The following is a 10,905-nucleotide window of genomic DNA, read 5'->3' on the forward strand; positions in this document are numbered from 1 at the left end:
CGTACCCCTCGGCAGACTCAGATGAGCCGTTCGGCTGCTGATGCCTTTCCTGCCACGGGCGCCGGGCCCGGGACGACTGGGGGCTGCTGCTCCACCGACTCGCTCAGGATGTCGGCCATTTTCATCAGGGCAGCCGTGTTGAACGCTTCCTCGGGCAGGCCGGGCGGAAGCTCACCGTGCTCCTGCTCATAACGTTTGATCCAGTCCCGGTAGGCCTTGGTGCTATTCGCGTTGTGCACGCGCTTGCTGTACTCGGGTGAGTGGAAGAGAGAGATCCGGTATTCGGTCGCTGCGGAAAGATCGCGCGCCTGCGCGACAAGCCCTGTCAGCTTGTCGTACTCCGCGACGCGTACGGGATCAGGAGCGATCACTCCTGCCCACTCCAGCCAGGACCGCAGCCCTTGGGGTTCACGCTCGGACTGTTGGAGGAGGAACTCCGCGACGAGCTCGTCTGCGTTCTGCTTCCTTGCGTGCAGGACCTCGATGCCTCGGGTGCGCACCACCATCAGCATCGAGCGGGCGTCCGGTTCGCGGCGCAGCCGGTCGAGCAGGACACCGAGTCGGCCCGTGTCCGCGTAGCCGTCGGCTTCGGCGATCGCCGCACGTATCAAGGCCTCACAGGCGTCCAGTTCGCCTTGCCTGAGCCAGCCGATGCCGGTGGCGTCCGGGCCCAGGACGTGCTGCAGGGGGCTGAGGGCGGCGATCTCATCGACGCGGTCGGCGACGGATCCGATCATCTCGAGTTCCTCGATGATGTCCTGGAGCCGGGCACGTGCTGCGCAGCGCTCGGCTTTCTCCCGCAGGTGCTTGTCCCTGTAGTGGCCTGGCAGAATCACGTGCGGAAGGATCCGGGACGGTGTGGCCTTCTCCTTCTTCGCCCACAGGATCTCGAGCCGCTCCATCAGCTTTCGACGTCCCGGGTCGAGCTCGTGCACATACGCCTCGGGGCCGCCCGCGACAGCGATGCGCTGCATGGTCTGGAACTCCCGGGCGATGGCCAGCCGCTCCGCGTCGGCAGATTCGGCGCTCGCCTTCAGCGAGGTGACGAGTGCCTGCACCTCGTCCGCCCCGAGACCCAGCAGCGTGGCCTTGAACGCCCTCAGTTCCAGCTGGCGGCGCTGTTGTGCGGTGAGTGGCGGGGCCGCGTCGGCGGCTGCCTCGTCATCGGCGCCGAAGCGGCGCAGTGCCTGATCCACCGTCTCCAGCGCACGGAGGGATTCGCCTGCCAGTACGTCCGCGCCCGCGCTCACGGCGTGTTCGGCCCGTCCGGCAGCGGCGTAGATCCGCGCGGTGATGAGGGAAGCGGCCCAGCGCAGGATCAGCCGGGTGCACCAGTGGGGCAGTGGGACCGCGCTGATGAGGGCTTGCTGGGCCGCCCCGGGCAGGCTCAGCACGCGGTTCCCGGCCCATCGCGAAACCTCGGCCAAAGACGCACCGGCCTCGCGCACACCGGCTGCGGGCCCTTCACGGGAAAGGACGGTCAGTGTCCGGCCCAGTGCATCGTGCACTACTTCCTCAACCGAAGCCGCTGCGCTGCGGACCGCGTCCGCTGCCTCGTCCGCCAGCCAGGGAACCGACGCCACCAGCGCGGCCACCGTCTGCTGCGGCATCACGACGCGCAGGACGGCGGGAAGCGGCAGCAGGTCCACGACGCGGCTCCCGGGAAGCGCCGCGAGCCATCCGGCGGCATCCGCTCCGGCCCCCGCCGCCCACATTCCCGTACGATCGGCGCAGGCCAACGGCCCTTCGGCGGCCAAGGTGACGAGCGCGCGGCCGAGAGCCTGGTTCACCGCCTCTTCCGCCTCGGCCGCACGGTCCCTTACGTATTCGGCAGCGCCCGCGAACTGATCCGCGTTCTGGCCCAGCGGGCTCAGGAGGGCCGGCATCCGGATCGCTCCCTCCTCGTGCGGGGCGAGCAGTTCCCCGGGCTCCACCACCCGACCGGTGACCAACTCCAGGGATCGCCATCCAGCAGATTCTGGAACTCCGGCAGCGTGGGCTGCTCCGACCGGCGGGAGGCGTTGAGGCCGACGGATGGCGCCCGTCCTGCGGAAAGGGGCGGCAGGCTCGCCAGGGCTTGCGGGATGGTAATGGGGCACAGTCACTGTTACTCCTGAGTGAGCGTCATCACTAACTGGGCATACGAATCGGCATTCATGAGGGCGCGGTCGCCCATGGCGTACCAGGCTTGCTGATCACGGCCCCAGTAGTCGCAGACGAAGACAGCGGCGGGCCGTGACCGGCGGCGGTCGAGCTGCACGGCGCGCTGTCGGGCGATGGCCTCGCGCTGGACCGGTTCGTCCTTGACGGCCTCGGCGAGGGGACCCATGACGGAGTCCTCGCCGCGCTCGACGTCGTGCGGTGAGTACTGGTAGTCGAGAGTGCGGGCAAAGCGGTGGCTCGCCTCGTGGATGACTCCCCACGCGAACAGACCGCCCGGAAGCAGATTGACGGCGCCGTCGAACCGGCCGATCTCGGGAGGCTCGGGGCGGGACTGGTCGTGCCGCACACCCAGCCACGGCGGGTCGATCCAGCCGTATGCCTGCGCTGCCACCGCCGCGCGGGCGTGGAAGTCGAACGTCCCCGGCTCGCCGACCAAGGCGAACCGGACACCTTGCGCGGTGAGGCCGTTGTGGATGCGGCTGAGAACGTTCAGCACGTGCTGCGCCATGCGCTGGAATTCCTGGCTGCCGGGCTCGTGGTCCTGGAAGACGGGCAGACTTGAGCGCAGCGCCCCCAGAACCACGGGATCGACGTCCTCGGCACGGCCGCTCAGAGCGGCACGCATGCGATCCCGGGCGGAGGCGACACGGTGCGCGGCCTCCGCCACCGCGGCCCGCAGGCGGGGCTCACGCTCGGCACGGTTCCGCGCACTCATGGTGCCCCGGACCTCGACCGACACGTGTTCGGCGCAGGAACCGGATGCGGGGGAGGTGCAATGGGCCGAACCCGAACCCGAACCCGAACCCGAACCCGATTTCGACGCAGACTCCGTGGTCCCGGGGGGCTGACACGCCCCATCCGCCCATGCCCTCAGCCCGGGATCCCCAGGATGCTGGGGGACGACCGACGGTTCGACCAGCGGGCCGGCTCCGGCTGCCGTGGGTGCCAGCGCGGGCCGTGCGGGCCCCCGGCCAATGCCAGGAGCTCGCTTCAGTTCATCAAACATGTCCCCACCACGTCGGTTCGCGAAGCCGTTGCTTTTCTCGTCCTGCTCGCTCACCGCACGCGGAGCGCACCGCAGTCGGAGCCGGACGCTTGATTCGATCATCCAGAAACCAGCCGAAAAAGAGCCGAAAGTCCCCTATGCGAGCTCGTCGTGACGCCCGCACAGGTACTGTCTTCTCGGATTTCACCAAAACTCGCGAAGGGGCCGCAGTCGGCTCATCGCCGTCAACTGCCCGGGAGCTACTCGGTGAACTGCGGGAACCCGTTCGCGGTGCTCCGCCATCTCCGCCACCCCCGGGGACCGGTTCTCGCCAGTGGTGGCGGCCCTGACCAGCACCGAGGCAACGGCCGTGGCGATGGTGACAGTCGCGCTGCTAGGGGTGGCCGTGGTGCCGACTCTGTTCGGGCCCGGAGACACCCCGGACCCGGTGTGCTCCCCGGGCGCCAGGACACGACTGACCGCCGTGCCACAGCAGACGGCCGGCAGTACGTACGTAGCCGCGGCCGCCCACCTGTTCGCCGGGGGCGACGACCGGGTGCGCCCGCTCCGGGACGGCTCGGACCGGCGCGCGCCGTCGGCGGGCCCCGCGCGGGTGCTGACTCACGCCGTCGGTGTGAACCGTATACAGGCCTTCGTGGCGGACGAGGCCCTCACCGTCGACGGCGGACGGCTGTGTGCCCAGGTGGATCCCGATCCGGCACGTGCGTGCCTGCCCGTCGGCGCCGACGGCGCGTCACCGCACTTCGCCCGATGGGAGACAGCGAAGGAGCCGGGCCGCGAAGCGGTCGCGATGCAGTGGTCGACGGCGGGCGCGCCGGTGCGGATGCGCGCCGCGCACCCGGGTTCCCTGGTCGGCGCCGATCCGCTGGCCCTGCGTGTGATCGTGTCCCCAACACTACGGGCACCCGGTTCGACGTTGCCCTCGTCGATTCCCCGGGCCGGAGCGTCACGTTGGGCTCGGTCCGAGTCGACGGGCTGCCGGGCAGCGAACGGACCGCCTCGTACTGGGGACGCGAGGTCCGCGTATCGCCGGCCGCCGCCACCCGCGCAGAGCTCGATCTCAAGCAGGTCCAGTCCCTGGAACTGACCCCGCGCAGACTTGGTCGCCTGGACCCGACGACCCGACGCCCTCCCCGGCGCCGGACACATGGAGGGGATGTGGCTGTGCGTGGTGCTCTCGGATGCGGGCGGGGACCTACGGCCTGCACGGGCCATGTTGCAGTCCGCGAGCCGGCCGGGGGAGTGCGGGCGGGTGAGTCTTGTCCGCCGTGGTGCTCCTGTGCAGGATGCGCCGCGAGTCTGGGCGCGCGTCGTCGGTGTGGTGGAGGATCCGGGAGTTGTCCCACACCAACGAGGTCCCCGGTACGCCACTTTCTCCCAGTACGGATCCTCGACCGGATTCTGGTGGACGCCGGGAACGCAGGCTCGCGGTCATGTCGTAGGAGTGGATCCCCTCGGCGCCCTCTAAGAACACCTTCCAGTCGTCAGGGGTCTTCGCGTAAGCCGCTGTGAGATCTGCGAAGAGCGTGTCCCCACCGTGGACGGAGAGTGTATCCGCACGGAGGGGCTTCCAGGCCGAAGGGCCGCCAGGGTCCAAAGTCCGATACCGGCATGGCATAAATGCCTGTCCGCGTGGGCCTCTTGGCGAGGCCGCGACCGCTCTGCGGATTCAGACGCCGCCGACCGCCGGCCCCGAGACAGAGCTTCAGCACCCGCTGAACGAGCTCACATCGCGCCGCAGTCCAGTTGGTGAGGGTGATCGGGTCCGTCGATTCGCCAGCCGGAGCTGCGGCGTGCTGATGGAAGTGGAGTGAAGGATCGTCACATCCCTGCGGTGGGAAGCCCTTAGCAGCTGCCGCGGACTGAAGGAGCGTTCCTGCGTGCAGGAACGGTGAGGGCATCCCCTCAGCCCATCATCGGTACAGGGTCGCGGAGTTCAAGAAGGTCCTTGCCGGATTCGCGAAACAGGTCCCGTCGAGCCCGAAGTCCATGGGACGAGACCGTCGCCGTGGATTCGGACGCCGCCTTTGAACAGCGGTGGGCTCTGCGCGCCCGCTGCACCCCTTCGCAGGCAGGTCATTTGTCCATGTGAATCATGGAACTTATCCCTCTCGTGGGTAGGACTTAAGTCCCTGTTGATGTGCGGCGGGAGCACGGTCTACTTCAGTGTGACGATCTTGGTCGAGCTCGGCGGGAATTCACCTCCGACTCGACTCGTGCAAGGGAAGGCCCGGGAGGCCATATGAAATACGCGATTACCCGCCTGACGGCATTAGTTGCAGTAGGATCAATCGCTTTCTTGGGTTTCGGTTCAGCGGCTTCTGCCAGTCCGCTGGCTGAACAGAGGGCCTCGGCCGGAACCAAGAGTGTGTCGAATTTGTGCGATAAGGTACTGCAGCAGGCATCTTCTGAAACATCGATACTGCGCATACATCCATGCTTCATGATCAGTGAGCTCAAACGGAGAGGCGCCGACCGAATCGCGGATCGACTGATCGCCGCTACTCATTACCGGACGCGAGAAGGGCACTTGCGAGTGCCGCGTGATCATATGGAGATCGTCGACGGCGTTGTCTACAGGCTTGGTGAATTTCTTGCCGCCGCCCGCGTGAATCGTGAGAAGCTCGGCCCAGCCGTGATCGGCGTGCTTGATGCACTGGGCATGCGGTGGAAGCGGTAATCTTCTGGATTTTTCCCGAGCTGCTGACTTGATTTCCTGTTCTTCTTGATAGCCGTCTTCGGGGATTCGTGTCGTACAGCTGCCTCGCGGAGTTCACCGCGAGGCAGCCGGAAGTAGGGTCTGCATCCCCGGGATGCCGCTGGAGCATCGAAACGGACGCCGAACGCAGCGGCTCTCCTCGGCGGTTGCCCTCGTCGAAGACGCCATGGGCACGCAGGCACGGGCCCTACACCTGCAGCTCGATGCCGGCGGTTCGTCAAGAACAACCGGCTCAACCACGTCGGCCACCTGTGGGCTTTAGCTTCCCTCAGCGGTTCGTCCGGCGCGGACGCTTATTGCAGGCCGCCGGCAGGCAGGGCTGGCACGAGCCCTCCGGCACCTGTTCAACCGGATGCTCGGCCGGCTCCACCACTGCCTCCTGGCACGCGTCCCCTTCGATGAAGCGGTCGCCTTTCCTCTCCTGCTGCAGCAGGGTGATCACTGAGGCATTGGCCGTGACAGGCCGTAGCCGCCTGAGGTGAATTTCTTCCACAGCTCCACCGAGTGCTCGTCACGTTCGAGTGCTCAGTCGGCGATGGTTCCCTGGTCGCCAGGGGGACTTGGGCTTCCCCGTCATGCCGACGGCGGCCCGGCCGGGACCTCACTGTCACCTACCGGTCGCTCAACTGGGCACATGCCAGACTCCGCTACCCCGTTGGACGCGCCATCGCACGACTGGCGACCGCGAAGACACTTCATTGAACCCCTGCAGGCCTACCTGGCTCAACCGAGGCCGCCAAAGCCATCCTCGCCCTTGAGAGCCACCGCTGCGGCGCGTGGTCCGTGCCGTCATAGGTCCCTGGGCCTCCGATGCAGAAGGCTTCGAGTTTCAGGGGCAGGGGAGCCACCCGGAGCTCAATGTCGTGGCATGAGACGAGGGCGTCACTGGCGAGGCCGGCCAGCGCGCCGAAGAGGCTGCTGAGACGATGGCCACGACCACGGCTCCGATTCCGGCGGTCGCGGCAGTGATGGCTGCCGCCGCAGCACCAGTGCCGCCCCGTGTGACTGCTCGCGCTGCGGACTGGCTCAGGGTGACGGTGACGTGGCAGGAATCGTCCGTATCGCCTTCCCCTCGCGGGGGCTCTCCGGCAGCCTCCGCGAGGGCTGTCCTCACCACCCGCGCCGAGGAGGATGCGGCGAGTGCCTGGTCGGCCTCCTCGTACGAGGAGTCGGGAAGATTCAGATGGCTCACCAACATGCCATCGGAACCCCCTTCTTCTCCGACGGACCACCAAGGCCCCTTGGCGGTGGCCGAGTTTGGACCCTTGGATTCCCTCCCGCCGGCCGCCGACGCGGCGGAGGCGAATCCGGCGAACACAGTTACCACCGTCATGATGATGCAGGCGGCGCGCAGCGCGTCGGTGATGTGTGCAGACACGGACGACTCAGGGTTCTGAAACAGCGTGACGAGTATTTTTGAGTTCATCCATATCTACTTCGATCGCGCGCCCGTGCCCTTTTGGAATCTCCTGGTGCCGATGGAGTGAATCGGTGAGGCGCTGCGGACCTGTGGCAGGGATCTGCGCTGTTCGATGTATGGACGGCACTCCATGCGGTGGCGGCTGATTGAACGATTTTCTGTCGTGACAGCAATCAATCAACGCATGAACGTGACGATCAGTGGCGTAAGAAAATACGACGCCATCAGTGCCGGTACCGTCAGTGGAAGTGCTGCCGACGATGCCATGACTGCCAGCGGCAGTCATGGTGGCAAAGGCGTCGCAGTCGGAATCGGTTTCAAGGGATGACCCGTCGGACCCGGCGGAAAATGCGAAGACGGAAATGGTGGCGGATTCAAAGCCGAGGACATGTTCAGCGGGCCGGCGGAGAGCCGACACGAAAACCGCCGCAGACGGAAAGGGCAAACCGCGGACGAGGTGAGGCGTGCCCGCCACCGGTTCGGCGGCGGGCACGCCCACGGTGCTCACAACACCCGGCCTGCAGTGCTGGTCACATCGCAGGAATCAACAACCCTCGCAGGGCGGGACTAGAGCAGGCGGAGCAGGATCACGATGCCCCGGCCGATAACGGAACACGCGTCAATGATCCACTGGTCCATTTGAATTCTCCATTGCTTTGTTGAGTGAATCTCTTCGTCAGAATTGATGCACCCATCTCGTCATCCAGGATTCGATGGGAGATGATTGGGGTGCAGGAGGGTGAGGGCCGTGATGGCCGCGGCGCCCGGCGTTCATAGTTCAATTTGACGTCACATCTGTGTCGCTGTGCTTATGTCAAGTCATTGATCATTCCCGTTCTCCTGTCGGGTTCAAGTCTGGAAAGAGGCGGCTTGAGGATGTCCTCAAATCTATGATTAATACCTCAAGCGGCGGACTGACTACAGATATATCAGAATCCGAGTCGCCGATCCGCAGCGAATCTGGTGGATGGCTGAAAAGTCACGTAATGCCTCGCGCTGCCTTCGCGCTTCGCGTCATCGCTCCTCTTGGGCCCCTGTGTAAATCAGCGCCCTAGATCATCTTTATTGCCTATCTAATTGGGCGCCATGGCATTTAGTCCCGGAAGGCGGGACCTTCCGCCTCTTGACAGGTCATTCAGTTGGAAATCGGCAGGGGATGCTGTCGCGGCGCCGGCAAGGAGTTGACGATTAGTAACTCCGTTTTTTCATAGGCTGATTGAAGCCCAGCGCTCTGGCCGGGAAGGTTCACCGGGCTGCTCGTTGCGTTGCTTGGAAGTGAGTTCTGGGACGGCGCCCCGACCTGCGCGTCCTGGGCCAATCCCCCATCGAGGCCCACGCCGGAGGCCACCCGCTCGACGGAGTGAGCACGCAGGGCCGCGAGGGCCCGCCTGTGACGATCTGAACCGTCAGTCCGTGTTGTCCACGGGGGAGTCGGCGAGCCCGTTCGCCGCGGGCCGGCCGGGTCGCCGGGCTCCGCTCAAGGAAGTTCCGTGTTCTCGCCGCCTCCCCGGGCCGGGAGCTCGACGGCGCCGCGACAGCGCGGGGACGGTCAGGGCCATGGGTCTTACAAGATTTTCGTAGCCGGTGATCGCTTCGAGCTGGATGTCAGCTGAGCAGGATGCGTTGGCGTAGGAGGCGGTGCCCGGCGCGGCCGTAGGTCTGGCGTTTGAGCAGTTTGATCTTGTTGTTGACGCCTTCGGTGCGGCCGTTGTGCCAGGGAAGGGTGAGGGCGTGGTCGACGGCCGCACGGTCGCGTTCGAGGCCGGTGGCGTAGGAGTGCAGGAAGGGCAGGTCCGCGGTCCGAACCCTGGTGATCCAGCCGGTCAGCGCGCGGGCGTTGGCCGGTGCCGGGGTGAGCAGGGAGGCGAAGTCGCCCAATGCCGTGGCCAGCGCCGTCATCTGCGGACAGGCTCCGGCGAGCTGGTCGCGCAGTACCAGCTGCTCCTCGCGCAGGTGGACGGGGTCGGTGAGCAGGAGGCGGGCGGCCTTGCGCATGGAGAGGCTGGCGTGGTCGGCCTCGACCCGGCCCTGGGTGATGAAGCGGACCAGGAGGTTCGCGCTGCCGGTGTAGCCCAGCTCCTTGATCTCTCGCAGGAGGTGGGTGACGGGCACTGCCGGGTCCTCGGTCCGGCGTCGGCGCAGGTGGTCGCGGTAGGGGTCGACCAGGGTGGGCCGGTACTGCGGTGCACGGACCATGCGCTCGGGCTTTGCGTGACGGGCATAGCGCTTGACGGTGTTCAACGCGAGGCCCAGGCGGCGGGAGCATTCCAGCAGGCCGGCGCCGGCATCAAGCAGCTGATGGACCTGGTGCCACCGCTCGAGGGTGGTCTGCGCACGAGTGCCCTCCCGAAGCGGCGGACCGGCCTTGGCCCAGCAGGCGCTGTGTGCTGCGACCTCCCTCTGTGCCGCCTCGGCCAGGCCGTGCCACAGGTGCCAGCGATCGCAAACTTGAGTGATCGCGGGGTCGGCATCCGTCGTGGCCTGGGCAAAGCCCCCAGCGCCATCCCGGCAGACCACGTGGATGCCGGGGTGGGCCTGCAGCCAGGCAGTCACCGTCTCCATCCTGCGGTCTGGCAGGACATCGATCCGCTCGCCGGTGGTGGCGTCGATCAGAATGGTGGCGTAGTGGTGGCCCCTGCGCAGGGCGAACTCGTCGATGCCCAGCACCCGCGGGACTGGCCGTGGCGGCGGCGTGATGCGCATCAGGCAGTTCAGTACGCTCGCCCAGGTCAGCACGTGGTGCAGCACACTCAGCAGCCGGGCTCCGGCCGACCCGGCCAGTGCCACGGCGACCGCGTTGACCACCGCCTGCAGGGCCGGAGTGCGGCGCTGGTAACGCCGGGTCAGCCCCGGGACCTGCTCGACGAAGGTGGCCTTCTCGCAACCAGGGTTCTCGCAGTACAAGCGGCGCACCGATAAGTCGATCACGACCGCACGGCCACCCACCGCCTCGTCCGCGACATGCCGCTCGTATCGAGAGTGCGCCCAATTCGACGGTTGCCCACACGCCGGACATGCCACCGGAGCGTCATCCCTGGTCCGGGCCGTGATCCTCAGCAGATCCTCGCTGGCCTCCACCCGCTCGACCTGCACCGCGGCCAGCTGCGGCAGCAGGTCCCCCACCCTCACGACACACACAGCCAGCATCTCACCGACAACCAGCCAACACCACAGGCAAGTTGAAGCGATCACCGGCTACGAAAATCTTGTAAGACCCAGGGCCATGGTGTACGGCGGTGCCTTCGCGGTCCATCCGTTCCGCATGCCGACGCAGCATCGCCTTCTTCCGGGCGAGCGGGAGACATCGGCAGGCCCGACGCGCGCCGGTGCAGCCGTCGGCCACGGGCCCGCCGTGCGTGCGGCAGCACCAAGGCGACGGCTGGTCGTCGAGCCGGTCGGGAGCGGAGCCGTCTCTGCATGGCTTCGGGCACGCGGTCGGTGCTGCCCTTCCCCGCCGCGCAGCGCAAGCACCTGGTCCATGACTAGGGGTTTTCCTGGCGAGGCCGATCGGAGACTTGCCGCTGGTCTGCAGGAATGCGCGCTTCGACGTGCCCGATCTCCTGCTGTCCGCCGGTCTTCCAGATGGGTTGAGTTGAT

At 66.8% G+C, this 10,905-nt stretch carries 6 protein-coding genes and 1 pseudogene; 2 read left to right on the plus strand and 5 right to left on the minus strand.

The window, feature by feature from the left end; translation table 11 throughout:
- Nucleotides 1-17: 17 nt before the first annotated feature.
- Both AC3IYJ_RS38020 and AC3IYJ_RS38025 read right to left on the minus strand, forming a co-directional pair.
- Nucleotides 18-1,937, minus strand: coding sequence for a hypothetical protein (locus AC3IYJ_RS38020; RefSeq protein WP_489399065.1), 1,920 nt, complete (start codon nt 1,935-1,937; stop codon nt 18-20).
- 170 nt (nt 1,938-2,107) lie between these two features.
- Complete coding sequence (locus AC3IYJ_RS38025; protein ID WP_489399066.1) at nt 2,108-2,902, minus strand: hypothetical protein; 795 nt, start codon at nt 2,900-2,902, stop codon at nt 2,108-2,110.
- Nucleotides 2,903-3,581: 679 nt separating this feature from the next.
- On the opposite strand from AC3IYJ_RS38025, the pseudogene AC3IYJ_RS38030 reads away from it, so the two are divergent.
- Nucleotides 3,582-4,264, plus strand: a pseudogene (locus AC3IYJ_RS38030) (hypothetical protein); the annotation flags it as partial.
- A 1,147-nt stretch (nt 4,265-5,411) separates the two neighbouring features.
- Nucleotides 5,412-5,849, plus strand: a complete 438-nt coding sequence (locus AC3IYJ_RS38035) for a helicase associated domain-containing protein (RefSeq protein ID WP_489399067.1) — start codon at nt 5,412-5,414, stop codon at nt 5,847-5,849.
- Between the two features lie 307 nt (nt 5,850-6,156).
- Here AC3IYJ_RS38035 and AC3IYJ_RS38040 read toward each other — a convergent pair whose 3' ends face one another.
- From AC3IYJ_RS38040 to AC3IYJ_RS38050, 3 genes are all read right to left on the minus strand, one after another.
- Complete coding sequence (locus AC3IYJ_RS38040; protein ID WP_489399068.1) at nt 6,157-6,330, minus strand: hypothetical protein; 174 nt, start codon at nt 6,328-6,330, stop codon at nt 6,157-6,159.
- A gap of 943 nt (nt 6,331-7,273) precedes the next feature.
- Entirely contained in the window at nt 7,274-7,816 is a 543-nt protein-coding gene (locus AC3IYJ_RS38045; RefSeq protein ID WP_489399069.1) for a hypothetical protein, read from the minus strand.
- A 1,097-nt stretch (nt 7,817-8,913) separates the two neighbouring features.
- On the minus strand, nt 8,914-10,455 hold the full coding sequence (locus AC3IYJ_RS38050; protein ID WP_489399070.1) for an ISL3 family transposase: 1,542 nt from the start codon (nt 10,453-10,455) through the stop codon (nt 8,914-8,916).
- Between the last annotated feature and the right edge of the window lie 450 nt (nt 10,456-10,905).

It is taken from the genome of Streptomyces sp. GL_140 (assembly GCF_057834465.1).

Coding starts and splice junctions, on each gene's coding strand:
- AC3IYJ_RS38035 (WP_489399067.1), top strand. CDS start 5,412: ATGAAATACGCGATTACCCGCCTGACGGCATTAGTTGCAGTAGGATCA.
- AC3IYJ_RS38050 (WP_489399070.1), bottom strand. CDS start 10,455: ATGCTGGCTGTGTGTGTCGTGAGGGTGGGGGACCTGCTGCCGCAGCTG.